The 18,189-nt window shown below is 55.7% G+C and carries 17 protein-coding genes; 10 read left to right on the forward strand and 7 right to left on the reverse strand.

Annotation, left to right across the window (positions count from 1 at the left end):
- Positions 1-37: 37 nt before the first annotated feature.
- Positions 38-628 (reverse strand): TetR/AcrR family transcriptional regulator, encoded by a 591-nt coding sequence (locus A1830_RS06925; RefSeq protein WP_067703608.1) that lies wholly within the window; start codon positions 626-628, stop codon positions 38-40.
- 99 nt (positions 629-727) lie between these two features.
- The gene (gene eptA, locus A1830_RS06930; protein WP_067703610.1) at positions 728-2,359 is read right to left on the reverse strand and encodes a phosphoethanolamine transferase EptA; all 1,632 of its coding nucleotides are present in this window, start codon (positions 2,357-2,359) and stop codon (positions 728-730) included.
- A gap of 233 nt (positions 2,360-2,592) precedes the next feature.
- On the opposite strand from eptA, the gene A1830_RS06935 reads away from it, so the two are divergent.
- Positions 2,593-2,832 carry a DUF1289 domain-containing protein gene (locus A1830_RS06935; protein WP_067703613.1) on the forward strand — a complete coding sequence of 80 codons (240 nt, stop codon included), beginning with the start codon at positions 2,593-2,595 and terminating at the stop codon, positions 2,830-2,832.
- A 68-nt stretch (positions 2,833-2,900) separates the two neighbouring features.
- Here A1830_RS06935 and A1830_RS06940 read toward each other — a convergent pair whose 3' ends face one another.
- The 3 genes from A1830_RS06940 to A1830_RS06950 are packed head-to-tail and all read right to left on the reverse strand — an operon-like array spanning position 2,901 to position 6,017.
- Positions 2,901-4,922, reverse strand: a complete 2,022-nt coding sequence (locus A1830_RS06940) for an FUSC family protein (protein WP_067703615.1) — start codon at positions 4,920-4,922, stop codon at positions 2,901-2,903.
- The gene (locus A1830_RS06945; RefSeq protein ID WP_067703617.1) at positions 4,919-5,776 is read right to left on the reverse strand and encodes an efflux RND transporter periplasmic adaptor subunit; all 858 of its coding nucleotides are present in this window, start codon (positions 5,774-5,776) and stop codon (positions 4,919-4,921) included. The genes A1830_RS06940 and A1830_RS06945 overlap by 4 nt, the downstream gene beginning before the upstream one ends.
- Before the next feature lie 4 nt (positions 5,777-5,780).
- On the reverse strand, positions 5,781-6,017 hold the full coding sequence (locus tag A1830_RS06950) for a DUF1656 domain-containing protein (protein WP_067703620.1): 237 nt from the start codon (positions 6,015-6,017) through the stop codon (positions 5,781-5,783).
- Positions 6,018-6,153: 136 nt separating this feature from the next.
- Here A1830_RS06950 and slyA point away from each other — a divergent pair, with 136 nt between their 5' ends.
- Positions 6,154-6,597, forward strand: a complete 444-nt coding sequence (slyA, locus tag A1830_RS06955) for a transcriptional regulator SlyA (RefSeq protein ID WP_304439236.1) — start codon at positions 6,154-6,156, stop codon at positions 6,595-6,597.
- Positions 6,598-6,634: 37 nt separating this feature from the next.
- Here slyA and slyB read toward each other — a convergent pair whose 3' ends face one another.
- Entirely contained in the window at positions 6,635-7,102 is a 468-nt protein-coding gene (gene slyB / locus A1830_RS06960; RefSeq protein ID WP_067703743.1) for an outer membrane lipoprotein SlyB, read from the reverse strand.
- 286 nt (positions 7,103-7,388) lie between these two features.
- Between slyB and anmK the strand changes: the two genes are divergently transcribed.
- From anmK to pdxY, 5 genes are all read left to right on the forward strand, one after another.
- Positions 7,389-8,504, forward strand: coding sequence for an anhydro-N-acetylmuramic acid kinase (gene anmK, locus A1830_RS06965; protein ID WP_067703623.1), 1,116 nt, complete (start codon positions 7,389-7,391; stop codon positions 8,502-8,504).
- Positions 8,505-8,557: 53 nt separating this feature from the next.
- Positions 8,558-8,869 (forward strand): MliC family protein, encoded by a 312-nt coding sequence (locus A1830_RS06970; RefSeq protein WP_369815691.1) that lies wholly within the window; start codon positions 8,558-8,560, stop codon positions 8,867-8,869.
- A 62-nt stretch (positions 8,870-8,931) separates the two neighbouring features.
- A complete protein-coding gene (gene pdxH / locus A1830_RS06975; protein WP_067703626.1) occupies positions 8,932-9,585 on the forward strand; it encodes a pyridoxamine 5'-phosphate oxidase in 654 nt (217 codons plus the stop codon).
- A gap of 133 nt (positions 9,586-9,718) precedes the next feature.
- Entirely contained in the window at positions 9,719-10,993 is a 1,275-nt protein-coding gene (gene tyrS / locus A1830_RS06980) for a tyrosine--tRNA ligase (protein WP_067703629.1), read from the forward strand.
- Positions 10,994-11,058: 65 nt separating this feature from the next.
- Complete coding sequence (gene pdxY / locus A1830_RS06985; RefSeq protein ID WP_067703632.1) at positions 11,059-11,919, forward strand: pyridoxal kinase PdxY; 861 nt, start codon at positions 11,059-11,061, stop codon at positions 11,917-11,919.
- A gap of 89 nt (positions 11,920-12,008) precedes the next feature.
- Here the strand turns inward: pdxY and dtpA are convergent, their stop codons facing one another.
- Positions 12,009-13,490 (reverse strand): dipeptide/tripeptide permease DtpA, encoded by a 1,482-nt coding sequence (gene dtpA / locus A1830_RS06990; protein WP_067703634.1) that lies wholly within the window; start codon positions 13,488-13,490, stop codon positions 12,009-12,011.
- A gap of 677 nt (positions 13,491-14,167) precedes the next feature.
- Between dtpA and betI the strand changes: the two genes are divergently transcribed.
- The 3 genes from betI to betA are packed head-to-tail and all read left to right on the forward strand — an operon-like array spanning position 14,168 to position 17,962.
- Positions 14,168-14,764: a transcriptional regulator BetI gene (betI, locus tag A1830_RS06995; RefSeq protein ID WP_067703636.1), complete on the forward strand. Its 597-nt coding sequence runs from the start codon at positions 14,168-14,170 to the stop codon at positions 14,762-14,764.
- A gap of 26 nt (positions 14,765-14,790) precedes the next feature.
- Positions 14,791-16,248 carry a betaine-aldehyde dehydrogenase gene (gene betB, locus A1830_RS07000; RefSeq protein ID WP_082804111.1) on the forward strand — a complete coding sequence of 486 codons (1,458 nt, stop codon included), beginning with the start codon at positions 14,791-14,793 and terminating at the stop codon, positions 16,246-16,248.
- A gap of 43 nt (positions 16,249-16,291) precedes the next feature.
- Positions 16,292-17,962 carry a choline dehydrogenase gene (gene betA / locus A1830_RS07005; protein WP_067703641.1) on the forward strand — a complete coding sequence of 557 codons (1,671 nt, stop codon included), beginning with the start codon at positions 16,292-16,294 and terminating at the stop codon, positions 17,960-17,962.
- The last annotated feature ends 227 nt before the right edge of the window (positions 17,963-18,189 follow it).

Genomic DNA, 18,189 nt, shown 5'->3' on the forward strand with positions numbered 1-18,189 from the left:
TCCTGGTAGACCGGTCGACTAGTTGAGGTGTTTTTTTTTAAGCGGGCGCGGGCAGCATTCTTTTCATTTCCTGCCATGCACTGAAGAGTGGCGCGCTGTCGCGGGAAACTTTGCTTTGCAGGCTTGCGCCGAGCCAGAGCGTATAGACATTTTGTGCACAGTCTCTGGCGGTATATTCAAGGCACAGCGTGCCCTGGTGTACGGCACGCTCAAGCGCACCCGTCAGGGTCGCTATCAGCGCCTTTGAGCCCGCATCCAGTGCATTACGCATCGGTTCAGAAAGATCGCAAACTTCGGCAGAAAGCTTCACTGACAGACAGCCGGTAAAACCCATCTCCTGACTGCGGGTCAGGGAATGATGATAATAATCCAGCACGGACTGTCGCTGATTGCCCGGTTGTGCGTCAAGCGCATCGCGCAGGTGTGCATGTCCGGCCGCAAAATAACGCTCCAGCATGGCCACGCCAAAGGCCTCTTTCGAGGGGAAATAGTAATAAAACGACCCTTTAGGCACCTCAGCCACTTTCAGCAGCTCAATCAGTCCCATACCGTTAAAGCCGCGCTGCACGCAAAGCGCTTCGCCAGTGGTGAGGATATGTTCACGTGTGTCATGTCGGGCCGTTTTCATCTTTCTACCTTAACAGACCGATCGGTCTGTTACAAACCTGACTGCAAGTCCGATCCGCAGGCGGGGACAGGGAATGATTTATCCGCCCCCGCGCAAACGTTAAGACTGACAGGCTTTTACCATATCCAGCGCCGGCTGATATTCACGGGTTTGCACATTCATCATCCCCAGCAGCGTGTGGAAAATATTATCCTGGGAAACCGCGTCAGACTTTGCTTTCTGCCGCAGGCAGGTCTGGTTAATGTCATAGGTGCGGGCATAGTCGTCTGACATCCACAGCAGGAAAGGGATATGAGTTTGCTGGCTGGGCGCAAAAACGTAGGGTGTGCCGTGCAGGTACATGCCATGCTCGCCGAGCGATTCACCGTGATCGGAGAGATAAACCAGCGCCACATTGTATTTGCTGCTCCACGACTTTAGCAGGGTGATGGTGCTGTCCAGCATCGAGTCGGTATAGAGGATCGAATTGTCGTAGGTATTAACCAGCGCCTGATGATCGCAGTCCTGGATCTGATTACTGTCGCAGGTGGGCGTAAACCGGCGCATCTCTGCGGGATAGCGCTGATAGTAGGCCGGGCCGTGGCTACCCATCTGATGAAGCACAATCACCGTGTCGTCCTTTACGCTGTCGATATAGTTATTCAGGCGGTGAAGCAGCACGTCGTCGAGGCAAAAATTGCTCCGGCACAGTTCACTGACCTTCCATTTTGTCATATCGGTATGCGGCACGCGGTCGCAGGCACCCTTGCAGCCGCCGTCGTTTTCGCGCCACAGAACGTTAACGCCTGCGTGGGCCATAATATCCAGTACGCCCTCCTGGTGATGGGCCAGGTTGGCGTCATAGTGGGCGCGCGGCATATTAGAGAACATGCAGGGAACGGAGATAGCGGTTTCCGTGCCGCAGGAGCTGGCATTGGGATAATAGATGACATCATCACGCGCCAGCTTCGGATTGGTGTCCCTGGCATAGCCGCCAAGCGAAAAGTCTTCGGCGCGGCCCGTCTCGCCTAAGACAAACACCACCAGCGTTTTCTTTTGCTCTGCTTTAATCAGCGGGCCTTTATGCGCGTCCAGGCCGATTCTCACCAGCTTTTGATCGCCCGCAAACCAGCGATTATCCGCATAGTGGCTGACGCCGCTAATAACGTTGGCAGGCGTAATCATCTTGACCAGCCCTTTGTTATTACGAATAAGCGACGCGTAGTCTTTATAAAACAGCGCAGCCACCAGCAGGATAATAACAATCGACGCAAGGGCAGTGACCACGCGATGCACCGCATTCATCCAGCCAGGGCGGCGGGTGCTGATACGTACCAGGGTAAAAATTGCCGCGGGGAGCAGGCCGAAGGCTGCCATCCATACCATATAGCGCAGGGTGAAGAGAGCGGTCGCCTCCTGAGCGTCGGTTTCAAAAACGTTTTGAATCATATTGGTATCAATGACGGTACCAAAGCTGTAAATAAAGTAGTTGGCCGCCGCGCTGGCCAGCACCAGCACCACCACTAACGGTTTTCGTATCCACGGCAGCGCGATCAGACTGAAAATGAACAGAAAGGCACAAAACAGCACCAGCGGCAGCGTCGCCGCGAACAGGTAGTCATGCAGGGTGATATAAGGGATGGTTTCCCAGGCATGACTAATAAAAACGGCATTAAGCACGACGGTAAAAAAAAGCGCAGCGTAGATATTAAATGCATTTTCGTTACAACGTAACCGGGACAGGAGTTTCATGATTATCCGATAACAAATTAAACTGCCGGGATAATATCGCTGCAAACTTAGTGAAACCTTAACTAATATCCAGCGATAACAAGGCCCGGCATAAAAAAGTGGCGTTAGCATTCTGGCAGACTGTACCGGGAATATCGCGAAAAACATCAGATTTACGACTATTTTTTTCCCGCTGCTTGCGCAGCTGCGATAACCGATCTTCAATTGAGACAGGTTTATCATCAGGAGGTGCGGTGTCAGAACAGCTGGAACTCTTTCCCGTTCCCTCGCCGTGTCGGGGTATTTGCCAGGCAGACCGGCTGGGGTATTGCACAGGCTGCCTGCGCAGCCGCGACGAACGCTTCAACTGGGGACGGATGAGCGACGCGCAGAAGCGTGAGGTGCTGCGCCTCTGTCGTCAGCGCTATTTACGCGCGCAGCGCGCCGGAAAACGTGACGAACCCGACGAGCCTGAACAACCCACATTATTCTGAGCGGGAATATTTCGGGCGGACATCTTCCCTGCGGGCAGGCGGCGGCAGAGGCTACCTGTTCTGTAAGGTTATGCGCTGTTGGGACTGGCCTGTTCAGGCAGGGCCTGCTGTAGCTGTGAAAGTGAGCAGTAAAGGCGCCAGATAATCCCCGCCAGCACCGTCTCTTCCCGCCCGCCCTCCGCCGCCAGCGTGGTAACGCGTTCCTCCAGTCCGGCGAGCGTCTCAGCCAGCGAGCGATGACGTACGCCGCGCGCGCTGATAATGCTCTGCAAATCCTGAAGTGTTGCCTCCCGCTCCCGGTTTAAGCCAGCCGACGCGGTTTGCCACTCCCGGAGCTGCCAGAGAATATGTGAGCAGTTAAGCAGCACCACCCCCCAGCGCAGCAGCCACAGTCGGGCATTTTCGTCGCGACTGGCACTCAGCTGGTTCACCCGATGGTAAATCAGCGACTCAAAGCGGTTCTGACTGAGTCGGGGGCGACGGCTGAGCTGATCGAGAAAATCGCGGCGCAGCGCGCGAATATGACGACGACTGCGTCGCTTATCCGAGCTGGGGCGCAGGATCTGAAAAGCCAGCCATGCCAGCATCACCCCGCACACTTTCGCCAGGTTATTATTGATAAATTGCTGGTAATCCCAGGAGGGGGGATTGGTGACGGAGATAAAGGATCCCATAAACACAATCAGCTGCCCCCACAGCGCGGCCCGCTCCTTCTGCTGGAGCTTAAAGAGCTGTAGCGTAATCAACAGGGGGAAAAGCAGCAGCAGAAACTGCCACAACACATCAATCTGCACCATAACGCCAAATTTTATGACAAAGCTGAACACGCTCAGCAACAGCAGCGTTTTCAACAGCAGCGAGACGCTGCTGGCCGGTGAGGGCACCGAGGAGTACAGCACGCAGCTGATTGCCGCGAGCGTCAGTGCCGCCTCGCCCGATTCCCACTGGGTAGCGATCGTGAACGCACAGCCGAGAATAATAACCACAAAGGTGCGGAAGGCGCTCCAGCCCGCCTCTGCGCTGTCCGTGTGCCGCGCCAGCGAGGGGACGGGAGGCGGCGAAAGGCGCGCATCCGTATCCGCATGCTCAAACTGTCGCAGCCAGCGGCTGATATTCAGGTACATCCAGCAGAAGTAGCGCAGACGATGCCAGAAAGCGTGATGGCGATAATCCGCCGGGTCGGCAGGCGCGGCGGACTGAAGAATGCGCGCCAGGCGAAATTTGTCACAGTCTGACTTTGCCAGCTCGTTCAGCAACTGTTGTAGGGCACTGAACAGCCCGGGGGGCGCATCCGGCCAGTTCAGCAGCATGCGCCGCAGGCTGGAAATCACGCTGGTCAGCCTGAGCTGCTGGTGCAGAACATAGTTAAGCACGTTGTTCTGCCGTCGAAAGCGATAGTGACTCCAGAAGGCCTGAATGCGCAATACGTTAAGCGTCAGGATCTGGCCGATAACTTTTTCATGGGCGCTGCGCACGTTATCGGTCGTTTCGCGTTGCAGCAGGAGCCCGGCATGTTCCAGTAGTCGGTCATGCATCTGCCTGAGCGAGGTGATCAGCGTGTCGCCATCGGAGGTGCTGGGCAGGATCATCATCATCAGCCCCCCGCAGAGAATACCGGAAATGACTTCGCAAACGCGCGCCTGGGTAATATTCCACAGCTGGGTAATATCGGTAATATTGACCGTGGTAAAGGCGATGATCGCCGCCGTATAGCCCGCCAGCGAAAAGGCGTAGGCGACGTTATTCTGATAGTGATTCGCGATCCACGTGCAGAGGGCCAGCCAGGCGGCAATCGACAGCGAGAACAGCCAGGGCTCGTTGAGCGTATGCCCGGCAATAAGCATCGCGGCTCCCGCGCCGATCAGGCTACCTGCAATCCGCCCCAGACTTTTACTGATGACGCCGCCCACCGTGGGGAAGCTGACGACGGCAGCGGAGGTCATCGCCCAGTAGGGTTCATCCAGATCCAGCCCGTAAGCAATGCTGAGCGCCAGACACATGGCAATGCTGTTACGCAACGCATAGCGCCACTGCCCGCCGGTGGCTTTGATCCACGGCAGCTGCTGCCACTCCAGCCAGCGCAGATTCATGGCTGAATGGAAAGGGTGCAGGTTGTGCCCGCGACCAGCGGCAAATCCGCTGGAACAGCGGTCAGACGAATGCGAACCGGTACGCGCTGGGCCAGACGAACCCAGGGAACGTTAGGTTTGATGTCGGCTACCAGTCCACTGTCCGTTTCCACGCTCTGGTCATAGATTGCCCGTCCAATGCTTTCAACCACGCCAGTAAGGGGGCGATCGTCGCTGTACAGGCGGATAGAGGCTTTGTCGCCAGGACGAATATGCCGCAGCTTGGTTTCTTCAAAGTAACCGACGACATAAAAAGAGTGGCTGTCTACCATGGCAAACACCGGCGTACCGCTGGTGGCATAGTTGCCGGGGCGCACGGTCAGATTGGTTACCCAGCCGTCAGCAGGCGCCAGGATCTGCGTCTGCCCGAGGTTCCATTTTGCCCGCTCCAGCTCCGCCTGAGCCGCTTTGGCACTGGCCGCCATCGCCTGGGCGTTCAGGTTAACGGCATCCAGATCTTCGGCGGAGATAACATTATGCGGCAGGCTGGCGCGGCGACGTGCCTCGTGCTGGGCTTTCAACAGATCGGACTGCGCCTTTGCAAGCTCCGCTTCGGCGTTAAGGACGGCGATGCGATAAGGCTCATCGTCCAGTGTCATCAGCCGGGTGCCCCGGGTGACGTATTGATTATCCCTGACCCACAGCTGTTCAATGCGTCCCGAAACCTGAGGCGTAATATTCACCAGCTCTGCGCGGACCTTGCCGTCTCTGGTCCATGGCGACTGCATATAGTAGTTCCACAGCCACCAGCCAGCGCACAGGGCGGCGGCAAAAAAGATCAGGGTAGAGAAATATTTTAAAGTGCCAAATTTCATGGTGTCACCAGGCGATCAGCAGCCACTGCGAGCCGCTGACGCACAAAATAAAAAGAGAAAGATCCAAAAGGGTGGGGTGCCAAATCTCACCCGAGTACATCCAGTCCCTCAGGAGGGGATGTAGCAGCAGCCAGATGAAAAAGCCGAGCAGTACGGCCTTAAACAGGGGAGGAAAGTAGAGAGAGGCGCCGAACAGTAAGTCAGTCAGCGGCGATGTCGGGGTAAATAGCACGTTGCTCACGGATTAAGTCTTCCTTCTGGATCCGCACGGGTGAACCGGGAAACCACGGTTACGATGATGAATTTGTAATTTGTCCTGTAAACTCGCAGAATAGTCTAGAATCAAGCTTGATAGGTAGCAAGCTAATTATAAGGAGATGAAATTGGATACACCACTGGGAACGGATCTCGCAAGATTGGTACGCATATGGCGTTCATTGATTGATCAACGCCTGAAGCCGCTTGAGCTCACACAGACACACTGGGTTACGCTGCACAATATTCATCAGCTTCCACCCGAGCAGTCGCAGATTCAACTGGCAAAAGCGATTGGTATTGAACAGCCCTCGCTGGTACGTACCCTCGATCAGCTGGAAGAAAAAGGCTTAATCACCCGCACCACCTGTGCCAGCGACCGACGTGCCAAACGCATTAAGTTAACCACCGAAGCGGCGCCCATTATTGGTCAGGTTGAGGATGTGATTGACGCCACGCGGGATGATATTTTATCCGGTATCTCTTCGCAGGAAGTGGAAAAGCTGGTGACGCTGATAGCCCGGCTTGAGAAAAACATTCTCGAACTGCAAAACCGCGACGAATAAAAAAAACCGGCGACTGCCGGTTTTTTCATCGTGCTTCTTAACGAGGGGAAACGGTAATCTGGCTGCCGTTTGACGCCATGGATACGCGCTGACCCACGGCATAGCGGCTTGCTGCCTGCTTCTGCACAACGATGATCGTGTTGCCATCATCTTTGCGAATTTCCAGCTCAACGCCCTGCGACTTGTTCATCGCCCCCTGTACGCCCTGACCGGCTACGCCGCCCGCAACGGCACCGGCAGCGGTCGCCAGGCTACGACCTGCACCGCCACCCACCGTATTCCCGAGGAAGCCCCCCAGTACGGCACCGCCGATGGCACCAATAACATTGCTGTCATCACCGCCCTGAATCTGAACCGGTCTTACGGAAACCAGCGTACCGTAGGTTACGTTTTGAACCTGCTTCGCTTCGGAGGCGCTGTAAACATCACCGGACAGCGTATCAGTATTGGTGCATCCTGCTAATGTCACACCGGTCAGTGCCACGATTAATAAACGCTTTATCATCGTTAAAACTCCATTCTTATTTACCTGCTGCACCCACTGGGCAGCAATCGATAACATTATTATATGGCACAAGCCACGCCCGGTTGCTATTTCTGGAAAAAAAACTGCATAAGAGCGTAGCGCAGGCAAATTAAACCAGAAATCAATCAAACGCAGAAGACCAAAACAGACGCCCGCGTCACGGGCTTACGTAAAATCGCACAGTTAATCATAGAATTGCCGGGCTATTTTTGCGAGTCTGTATCCATGATTCTCCATTAACCCACCGTGGGTAAGGCCAGAAAAGATGAAGTCAGGACGATATATCGGTGTCATGTCCGGTACCAGCCTGGATGGCGTTGATGTTGTACTGGCGGCCATTGACCAGCAGATGGTGGCGCAGCAGGCCAGCTACTGCCACCCCTTTCCGGCAGATTTGCGCCAGCAGGTTCTGGCGATATGTCATGGACAGGCGCTCAGTCTTTCACAGCTTGGGCAGCTTGACACCCGACTTGGCCGTCTCTTTGCCGAAGCCGTGAATGCACTGATGAAGCGTGAGGGGCTGGAAAAAGACGACATCACTGCCATCGGCTGCCACGGGCAAACCGTCTGGCATGAGCCGGGGGGCGACGCGCCGAATACGCTACAAATCGGCGATAACAACCAGATCGTCGCCGCAACGGGGATTACGGTGGTAGGGGATTTTCGCCGACGTGACATGGCGCTGGGCGGGCAGGGCGCTCCGCTGGTGCCCGCCTTTCACCAGGCCGTGCTGATGCATCCTGGCGAACGCCGCATGGTGCTGAATATTGGCGGCATCGCCAATCTGTCTCTGCTGATCCCCGGTCGGGCGGTGGGCGGCTACGATACCGGGCCAGGCAATATGCTGCTTGATGCCTGGATTTGGCGTCAGCGCGGGGTGGGCTATGATGAAGACGGCGCCTGGGGCGGTGGCGGCCGCGTGATCTTACCGCTGCTTCAGCAGATGATGAGCGATCCGTGGTTTTCCCTGCCCGCGCCAAAATCGACCGGCAGAGAGTATTTTAATCTGGGCTGGATTGAGCGAAATATCGCCTCTTTTCCCGGCGTTCAGCCACAGGATGTTCAGGCTACGCTGGCTGAACTGACGGCGCTGAGCATCGCGGAACAGGTGATGCTCAGTGGCGGCTGTGAGCGACTGATGGTCTGCGGCGGCGGCAGCCGTAATCAGCTGCTAATGACCCGGCTTGCGGTACATCTGGCCGGTACGCAGGTGATGTCCACTGACGAAGCGGGTATCCCCGGGGATGATATGGAGGCGCTGGCCTTTGCCTGGCTGGCTTACCGCACGCTGTCCGGCCAGCCAGGCAATCTGCCTTCGGTGACCGGCGCGCGCGCGGCATCGGTTATCGGCGCTATTTTCCCTGCCAGCCGGACCGAATGATGATTTCCCGGTATTTCAGCCGGGCGCAAACAGATGATAAATTAGGAGATCCTGTGAAAAAGTGGCTTCCGGGCTTTACTCTGGTCCTGCTATCGGGTTGTAGCATGTTTCATGCCCCTCCGGATGAGCAGAAAACCCTGCACTATACCTGTGGAACTCTGCCGCTAACGGTGGTGCTGGATAATGCGCGGGAAGAAGTGAACCTGATACTGGACGGCAATCCGGTCACGCTTAAACAGCAGGTGGCGGCCTCCGGTACGCGCTACAGCGATGGCACCTATACGTTCTGGTCCAAAGGGGATGAGGCGTTTATTGAACGAAACGGTAAACTTATCATCAACGATTGCCGCCTGTCCGGCAGTTAGTCCATTAATATTCAGCAGGATAAAGCGCACACGCTCCTTTTCCTGCCAGCCGAGCCTGAGCGATGAACAACGATAATCTTCAGCAAATTTCCCATCTGCGCCGCGAATACACCCGCGGTGGCCTGCGTCGTAAGGATCTGCCTGCCGATCCGCTGGTCCTGTTTGAACAGTGGCTGAATCAGGCCGTTGAGGCCGGGCTGCCCGATCCGACGGCCATGAGCGTGGCAACGGTGGACGAACAGGGTCAGCCTTATCAGCGTATCGTGCTGCTTAAGCATGTGGATGCGCAGGGTATGGTGTTCTATACCAATCTGGGCAGCCGCAAGGCGCATCAGCTGGCGCAAAACCCGCGCATCAGCCTGCTGTTCCCCTGGCATATGCTGGAGCGGCAGGTCATGGTGCTCGGCAGCGTAGAAAAGCTGTCCATGCTGGAGGTGATGAAATACTTCCACAGCCGACCGCGCGAAAGCCAGATAGGTGCATGGGTCTCGAAGCAGTCGAGTCGCATCTCCGCACGCGGCGTGCTGGAGGGTAAGTTCCTTGAGCTTAAGCAGAAGTTTCAGCAGGGCGAAATCCCACTCCCCAGCTTTTGGGGCGGATATCGCATCACCATTAACTCAATGGAGTTCTGGCAAGGGGGCGAACATCGCCTGCACGATCGCTTTTTCTACCAGCGAGACGGAGCGGGCTGGAAAATCGACCGTCTGGCGCCCTGAAGCGACGAAATAATCCCGTTAAGCGCTGGCACAGAGTGCGTCAGCGCTTTATTCTATAGGCCTTAATTTTCTCCGCACGTCAGCGGAAAGCGGTGTACCAGTAAGGTACCGACGTTTCTACATGGAGCCTCAGATGGACAGCAGTAACCTGATTAAACAATTGCAAGAGCGGGGCCTGGTTGCCCAGGTAACGGATGAGGAGGCGTTAGCGGAACGTCTGGCGCAGGGGCCAGTCGCACTCTATTGCGGCTTTGATCCCACCGCAGACAGCTTGCATTTGGGCCATCTGGTGCCGCTGCTTTGCCTGAAGCGCTTTCAGGACGCGGGCCACCGCCCGGTTGCGCTGGTGGGTGGAGCGACCGGCATGATTGGCGACCCCAGCTTCAAGGCTGACGAACGCAAACTGAATACGGCCGAAACCGTGAATGAATGGGTGGATAAAATCCGTCATCAGGTCGCGCCGTTTCTTGATTTTGACTGCGGCGATAACAGCGCAATCGCAGCGAATAACTACGACTGGTTTGGCAGCATGAACGTGCTGACCTTCCTGCGCGATATCGGCAAGCACTTTTCGGTCAATCAGATGATCAACAAAGAGGCCGTTAAGCAGCGTCTGAACCGTGACGATCAGGGCATCTCCTTCACCGAATTCTCCTATAACCTGCTGCAGGGCTACGACTTCGCCTGTCTGAACGAGCGTTACGGCGTGGCGCTGCAAATTGGCGGCTCCGATCAGTGGGGGAATATCACCTCAGGCATCGACCTCACGCGTCGTCTGCATCAGAACCAGGTATTTGGCCTGACCGTTCCGCTTATCACCAAGGCAGACGGCACCAAATTCGGTAAAACCGAGGGTGGGGCCGTCTGGCTTGACGCGAAGAAAACCAGCCCGTACAAGTTTTACCAGTTCTGGATCAATACCGCGGATGCCGATGCTTATCGCTTCCTGAAATTCTTCACCTTTATGAGAATTGAAGAGATCAATGCGCTGGAGCAGGAAGATAAAGCGAGCGGCAAAGCGCCGCGTGCGCAGTATGTGCTGGCTGAAAAGGTCACCCGACTGGTACACGGCGAGGAAGGCCTGGCGGCCGCACAGCGCATCACCAAAAGCCTGTTCTCCGGTGCGCTGAGTGATATGACCGAAGCCGATTTTGAGCAGCTGGCGCAGGACGGCATGCCGATTATCTCCCTTGAGCGCGGTCAGGATCTGCAACAGGCGATGGTGGACGGTGAACTTGCCCCGTCTCGCGGTCAGGCCCGCAAGCTGATTGACTCAAAAGCGGTCAGCATCAACGGTGAGATCCAACTTAGCGCAGAGTATGCTTTTATTGACCAGGATCGCCTCTTCGACCGGTTTACCCTGCTGCGCCGCGGCAAGAAGAATTACAGTCTGATTGTCTGGAAATAAAAACGCTCCCCTGGCCGGTCTCTCTGACCGGCCTTTATTTTTGGTAAGGTTGTCTGGGTTCTGCTATGAAAAATATTCTTTCGATTCAGTCGCACACCGTGTTCGGCCATGCGGGCAATAGCGCCTCTGAATTCCCTATGCGTCGTATGGGCGCAAACGTTTGGCCTCTTAATACCGTCCAGTTCTCAAACCATACCCAGTATGGACACTGGACCGGTATGGTGATGCCCGCCACCCATCTGACCGATATTGTGAAGGGCATCGCCGAAATCGATCGCCTGAAAACCTGTGACGCCGTGCTGAGCGGCTATCTTGGCTCGGCAGAGCAGGGCGAAGAGATCCTCGACATCGTTCGCCAGGTGAAAGCGGCGAATCCTGACGCCTGGTACTTCTGCGATCCCGTGATGGGACATCCGGAGAAAGGCTGCATCGTTGCCCCCGGCGTGGCTGAATTTCATACGCAGTCTTCACTGCCCGCCAGCGATATTATCGCGCCGAATCTGCTGGAGCTGGAAATGCTCAGTGGAAATACCGTGGCTAACCTGGAGCAGGCCGTCGCCAGCGCACGCGAGCTTGTCGCTAAAGGGCCGAAAGTGGTGCTGGTCAAGCATCTGGCGCGCGCGGGGCTGCGCAGCGATCGGTTTGAAATGCTGCTGGTGACGGCCAGCGAGGCCTGGCATATCAGCCGTCCGCTGGTGGATTTTGGCGTGCGTCAGCCGGTCGGCGTTGGCGATCTGACCAGTGGTCTGCTGCTGGTGGACCTACTGCACGGTAAGCCGCTGCGGGAAGCGCTGGAACATGTCACTGCCGCGGTCTATGCGGTGATGCTGAAAACCCACGAGATGGGCGAGTACGAGCTACAGCTGGTGGCGGCGCAGGAGGGCATTGCCCATCCGCAGCAGCTTTTCGAGGCGGTCAAACTCTAGCAACAAAGGGCGATACCCGGTATCGCCCTTAAAGAGGGAAGGACGCATAACCGCTGCTATCGCCCTTATCTTAGCCGTCAGCGGCGCGTTTATCTCACCTCAGACTCTACGCCCTGCGTCATGCGATTCAGCTTCGGCGCAATCAGCATCATCAATACTGCGATAACCCCGGTCACAATCCCGATTTGCATAAACACATGCGCATAAACCTGTAGTGACTGATGGGCATCGTTAATATCGCCCGGCACCGCCATCAGGTTGGCCACTTTACCGGCGACCATCGCGGCACCCGCCGTGGTCAGGAACCAGGAACCCATGATAAAGCCCATCAGGCGCTGAGGAACCAGCTGCGCGACCATCGCCAGACCGAGACCCGAGATCATCAGTTCTCCCACGCTTTGCAGGGCGTAGCTGAGAATTAACCAGTTGACCGAGACAATACCCAGCTCGCTGGCAAATTTGGCGCCCAGCGGCAGCACCAGAAAGGCCGCAGAGCAGAGCAGCATGCCGAAGGCAAACTTATGCGGCATCGGCATGCGATCGCCCATCTTATTGTAGAGCGCGGCTAACAGCGGGCTGAACAGCATTATCCAGAAGGGATTCAGCGCCTGAAACTGCTCGGGCTGAAAGGCGATGCCCAGAATGCTGTGTTCGACGTTGCGAATGGCAAAGAAGTTCAGCGAGGTCGGCATCTGCATATAAAGGACAAAAAAGACTACCGCTTCAATCATCATCAGTAAGGCCACAATCATTTTGCGGCGGGCCGCCCCTTTCAGCGCGAACGTCTCTTTGGCGAAGACCAGCAGAATACCGATAGCAATGACGGCCAGCACGCCCCGGGCAATACCCTGATTATGCAGCAGCCAGGTAGCCATCGCGATCAACACCGCGATACCGACCAGCGTGGCCAGTAGCTTACCTATATGCAGGGGGGCGAAGTCAGGTTTAGAACCATAGTTTTTCACCCATTTCCGGCACAGCATAAAGTTAACCAGCGTAATCAGCATTCCGACGAACGACAGCGAAAAGGCCACGCCCCAGCCGTAATGCGCCGCCAGCCAGGGGGTAGCCAGCATGGAGAAAAACGAACCAATATTGATCGCCATATAATACATGGTGAACGCGCCATCAAGACGCGGGTCGTCCTTCTCATAGCAGGTAGAGAGCAGGGAGGAGGGGTTCGCTTTGAACAGGCCGTTACCCACAGCGATGGTCGCCATACCGATATAGACCATCGACACATCGTGGCCCGACCATGCCACCAGGGCGTAACCGATCGCCAGAACCAGCGTACCGAGCACGATCACGCGCTTGGTCCCCAGCACCTTATCACCCAGCCAGCCGCCCACGGCGACCAGACCGTAGACCAGGGCGCTAAAAGAGGAGAATAGCGTGATGGAACCGGCTTCAGACATACCCAGCATTTTAACCAGGTAGACCGCCATAATGCCTTGCAGGCCGTAATAGCCGAAACGTTCCCAAAGCTCAATTGAAAAAATCAGGTAAAACGATCCTGGTTGCTTAAATGCATTGAGGCTGATTGCCTCTGAATGTTTGTTTGCAGTTGACACTGATACCTCTGAATTTCAAATCCTGATTCGACCGGAAAATTAAGTCGCCGTCAGAGTTAAGTGGGCATTCGCCGCATGGTTATAAGATGGGAAAAGCGGCGGTTAATTTCGCCGATCAGCAGGTCTCAGGCAAGTCTTTTTTCATCTGTTGTTCATGGAGTGTGACACAGAATGAGAATGGGGTATAAACCGTACATTTTGGGGTTATATATTGTTATAAAGCAGAGTATTAGTATTAATTGCTTAAATGAGACGATCGTTTACTTATTTTGCAGCACACCCTCCTGTTTGCCTGAGTCAGATTAATATAGTATGGGTTGAATATTAACCAATATAAAACTCTGTAAAATACATTTTAACCAGATATAAATAGCCAAATTCACTACGAATGCAGCATCTGGCTGACCTGCGGGCTGTTATTTATGATGTAGATCACTTAAATGCACGTTAATAATATCATCAAAATAACTCACCGTAGCCGCCGTTACGGGAAGGGATAAGGGCTCACAGAGGGGCCGATATTTTCGCTACCCGTCAGCCATGCGCTTTTAACCCTGGCTTGGGCTGCTAATATCTCTCAGGGTAATAAATATGCGACAGGGGCGTTTTTATTGATTGAACGTTCAATATAAAAACGCTACAATTACTTCTATTCAATCGTTGAAACTAATCAAGCCATGCCAAAAGTTGGAATGAAAGCGATTCGTCAGGCGCAGCTGATCCACGCAACGCTGACGGTGATTGATCGGGTAGGGCTGGCCGACGCCAGTCTGGCCCTTATTGCCAAAGAAGCCGGCGTATCGACCGGAATTGTCAGCCACTACTTTGGTGACAAGAACGGTCTGCTGGATGCCTGTATGCGGCGGATACTTTATGAACTTTATCTGGCGGTGGAAACGCACCGGCAGCAGGCCGCACCGCAGCCTGAGGCACAAATCAGGGCAATCATTGACGGTAACTTCGATGTTTCTCAGGTTACTGCTCCGGTGCTGAAGACCTGGCTGGCGTTCTGGACTAACAGCCTGCATCAGCCGGATCTGCAACGTTTGCAACGTATTAACGACCGGCGGCTGTTTTCCAACCTGACGGCGCAGTTTGCCCGGGTATTGCCCCCACAGCAGGCCCGCGACGCAGGGGCCAGCATGGCCGCATTAATAGATGGACTGTGGCTTCGCATGACGCTTGCGCCACAGCCAATGACGCAGGGCATCGAGAAAGCCCGTGCGCTTTGTTATCACAATCTCGCGCTGTGGCTTAACCGCCCGGCAGACTAACCCCCTAAGGAGGAGGTATGGCAGATATGCAACGCCGTGGACTTTACATTAATGGCCGCGAAGAAGCGGGTCATGGCGAAACATTTACCACCATCAATCCCGCCAACGGTGAGGTTCTTGCAGAAATTACCTCGGCCAGCCAGCAGGATATTGATCGTGCGGTCAGCACGGCAGAAGCCGGCCAGCGCATCTGGCGCGGTTATACGCCTGTTGAACGCAGCCGCGTGCTGTTAAAAGCGGTTGCGCTGCTGCGCGAACGCAATCAGCAGCTGGCCGAACTGGAAACCGCCGATACCGGTAAGCCGCTTAGCGAAACTACCGCCGTCGATATCGTGACCGGTGCTGACGTGCTGGAGTATTACGCGGGTCTGGCGGTAGCGGTTGAAGGTGAATCCATCCCCCTGCGTGACAGCGCGCTGGTTTATACCCGTCGCGAACCGCTGGGCGTGTGTGCCGGTATTGGTGCATGGAACTACCCGATTCAGATCGCGCTGTGGAAAAGTGCCCCGGCGCTGGCCACTGGCAACGCGATGATTTTTAAGCCAAGCGAGGTTACCCCTCTCAGCGTACTCGAGCTGGCGAAGATTTTCACCGAAGCAGGCCTTCCCGATGGCGTATTTAACGTTGTTCAGGGTGCAGGTGCAGTCGGTCAGGGGCTGAGCCAGCATCCGCGGATCGCAAAAGTCTCCTTCACCGGTGAAGTGAATACCGGTAAGCGCGTGATGGCGGATGCGGCGCTGGCTAACCTGAAGTCAGTCACCATGGAACTGGGTGGGAAATCGCCGCTGATCGTGTTTGACGATGCTGACCTTGAACGTGCGGTGGATGGTGCCATGATGGCCAATTTCTACAGCAGCGGTCAGGTATGCACCAACGGTACGCGCGTGTTCGTACAGCGTTCGCTGCTGCCGGCTTTTGAACAGCGTCTGAAAGAGAAGGTCGCGGGGATCCATATTGGCGATCCGACCCACCCGGAGGTCAACTTCGGTCCGCTGGTGAGCGAAGAGCACTGCCAGAAAGTGGTCTCTTACCTCGATCTTGGTAAAGAAGAGGGCGCACGCCTGCTGGCCGGCGGCTCACGCATTACCGAAGGAGCGATGGCAAAAGGCTGCTACGTTGAGCCAACGGTATTTACCGACTGTCGCGACGATATGCGCATCGTACAGGAAGAGATCTTCGGTCCGGTGATGAGCATCCTGGCCTTTGATGACGAAGAAGAAGTCATCGGGCGTGCTAATGATACGCAGTACGGCCTGGCTGCAGGCGTGTTTACCACCTCGCTGAACCGTGCACATCGCGTTATTCATCAGCTTGAGGCGGGCATCTGCTGGGTAAACAGCTGGGGTGAATCACCGGCTCCGATGCCGGTGGGTGGCTACAAACAGTCGGGCGTTGGGCGTGAGAATGGGCTGGAAACGCTGCACCATTATACGCGCACCAAATCGATCCTGATTGAAATGGGCGACTATCCGTCCGCATTCTGATTTATTGCCGCGGCCGGTATGGCCGCGGCTATCTGGAGGTTTAATGCAGAAATTTGATTATATTATTATTGGGGCGGGTTCAGCAGGTAATGTGCTGGCAACGCGACTGACTGAGGATGCTGACGTATCGGTACTGCTTTTGGAAGCTGGCGGGAAAGACCATCGCCTGGACTTCCGTACCCAAATGCCAGCCGCTTTAGCTTACCCGCTACAGGGTAAACGCTACAACTGGGCATTTGAAACCGATCCAGAGCCTAAAATGAACAACCGCCGCATGGAGTGCGGACGCGGTAAAGGGCTGGGGGGCTCTTCACTGATTAACGGCATGTGTTACATTCGCGGCAACGCGATGGATTACGATAACTGGGCAAAAAAAGAGGGGCTGGAGAACTGGTCCTATCTCAACTGCCTGCCGTACTTCCGCAAGGCGGAAAAGCGCGATATCGGTGAAAATGACTACCACGGCGGCGACGGTTATCTGAGCGTTACGACCCCTAAAAAGGGCAACAATCCGCTGTTCCGGGCGTTTATTGACGCCGCGAAGCAGGCAGGGCACCACGAGACAGACGATTTGAATGGCTATCGTCAGGATGGGTTTGGCCCGATGGACAGAACCGTGACTGCGCAGGGTCGGCGTTCCAGCACCGCGCGCGGTTATCTGGACGTGGCGAAACAGCGCTCCAATCTGACCATCATTACCCATGCACAGACCGATCGGATTTTGTTTAGCGGCAAAACGGCGACGGGAGTTTGCTGGCTGCGTAACGGTAAAGAGGAGCAGGCTGAGGCCACGCGTGAGGTTCTGCTGTGCGGCGGTGCAATTGCTTCTCCACAGATCCTGCAACGCTCTGGCGTTGGTCCGGAAGAGTGGCTGCGCGAGCTGGATATCCCGGTTGTGCATGCTCTGCCGGGCGTGGGACGCAATTTGCAGGACCATCTGGAAGTGTATATGCAGTTCCGTTGTAAAAAGCCGGTCAGCCTCTATCCATCGCTCCAGTGGTGGAATCAGCCTGCTATCGGTGCTGAGTGGCTGTTTAAAGGCACCGGCATTGGCGCGAGCAACCAGTTCGAAGCGGGTGGGTTTATCCGCAGCGATGATAAGCCGGACTGGCCGGATTTGCAGTATCACTTTTTGCCGGTCGCCATTAACTACAATGGCAGCAGCCCGGTTAAAGAGCACGGCTTCCAGGCCCACGTTGGCCCAATGCGTTCAAAGAGCCGGGGACGCGTGAAGCTGACCTCCAGGCATCCGTATGCTGCGCCGTCAATCTTCTTTAATTACATGTCCGAAGAGCGGGACTGGGAAGAGTTTCGCAGTGCGGTTCGTCTGACGCGCGATATTATGCGTCAGTCCGCGCTGGCAGAATACTGTGGTGAAGAGATCCAGCCAGGTGCCGCCGTGCAGAGCGATGAGCAGATTGACGCCTTTATCCGCGATCATGCTGAAACGGCTTATCATCCGTGCGGAAGCTGCGCGATGGGCAACGATGAGATGGCCGTTGTGGATGCAGAAGGGCGCGTGCACGGAATGCAGAATCTCCGCGTGGTCGATGCTTCAATTATGCCGCAGATTACTACCGGTAATCTGAATGCGCCGACGGTAATGATCGCCGAGAAGATGGCCGATCTGATCCGGGGCCGGGCGCCATTGAGCGTTTCCACTGCCGAGTATTACCAGCTTAAGCGTGAGAAAGCGGAAGCTGAGCAGGTTTAATCCCCTTCTGTAAGCCGGGCCAGAGGCCCGGTGTACCACAGAGCGGATGAAAGTTACCTGGCGCGCTGAAGGTTAAGCGCTGTCGCCAACGGGTTGGACCGGGTGCCCGGCTAGCTAAAGGCTAAGTGCTGTCGCCAACGGGTGGTGCCCGGTGCCTGGCGGTCCTCACGCCGTGCTTCGCACGGTTCCTTCGCTCCGCTCGTCGACTTTCCGGACCGGGCATGACG

Origin of the sequence: Erwinia sp. ErVv1, assembly GCF_900068895.1 — a bacterium.
GTDB lineage: Bacteria > Pseudomonadota > Gammaproteobacteria > Enterobacterales > Enterobacteriaceae > Erwinia.

Bases quoted from the DNA above. Each gene is read 5' to 3' on its own strand.
- pdxH (WP_067703626.1), top strand. From the start codon at position 8,932: ATGAACAACGATAATCTTCAGCAAATTTCCCATCTGCGCCGCGAATAC.
- A1830_RS06925 (WP_067703608.1), bottom strand. From the start codon at position 628: ATGAAAACGGCCCGACATGACACACGTGAACATATCCTCACCACTGGC.
- pdxY (WP_067703632.1), top strand. From the start codon at position 11,059: ATGAAAAATATTCTTTCGATTCAGTCGCACACCGTGTTCGGCCATGCG.
- eptA (WP_067703610.1), bottom strand. From the start codon at position 2,359: ATGAAACTCCTGTCCCGGTTACGTTGTAACGAAAATGCATTTAATATC.
- betI (WP_067703636.1), top strand. From the start codon at position 14,168: ATGCCAAAAGTTGGAATGAAAGCGATTCGTCAGGCGCAGCTGATCCAC.
- slyB (WP_067703743.1), bottom strand. From the start codon at position 7,102: ATGATAAAGCGTTTATTAATCGTGGCACTGACCGGTGTGACATTAGCA.
- tyrS (WP_067703629.1), top strand. From the start codon at position 9,719: ATGGACAGCAGTAACCTGATTAAACAATTGCAAGAGCGGGGCCTGGTT.
- anmK (WP_067703623.1), top strand. From the start codon at position 7,389: ATGAAGTCAGGACGATATATCGGTGTCATGTCCGGTACCAGCCTGGAT.
- A1830_RS06940 (WP_067703615.1), bottom strand. From the start codon at position 4,922: ATGAATCTGCGCTGGCTGGAGTGGCAGCAGCTGCCGTGGATCAAAGCC.
- slyA (WP_304439236.1), top strand. From the start codon at position 6,154: ATGAAATTGGATACACCACTGGGAACGGATCTCGCAAGATTGGTACGC.
- betA (WP_067703641.1), top strand. From the start codon at position 16,292: ATGCAGAAATTTGATTATATTATTATTGGGGCGGGTTCAGCAGGTAAT.
- A1830_RS06945 (WP_067703617.1), bottom strand. From the start codon at position 5,776: ATGAAATTTGGCACTTTAAAATATTTCTCTACCCTGATCTTTTTTGCC.
- betB (WP_082804111.1), top strand. From the start codon at position 14,791: ATGCAACGCCGTGGACTTTACATTAATGGCCGCGAAGAAGCGGGTCAT.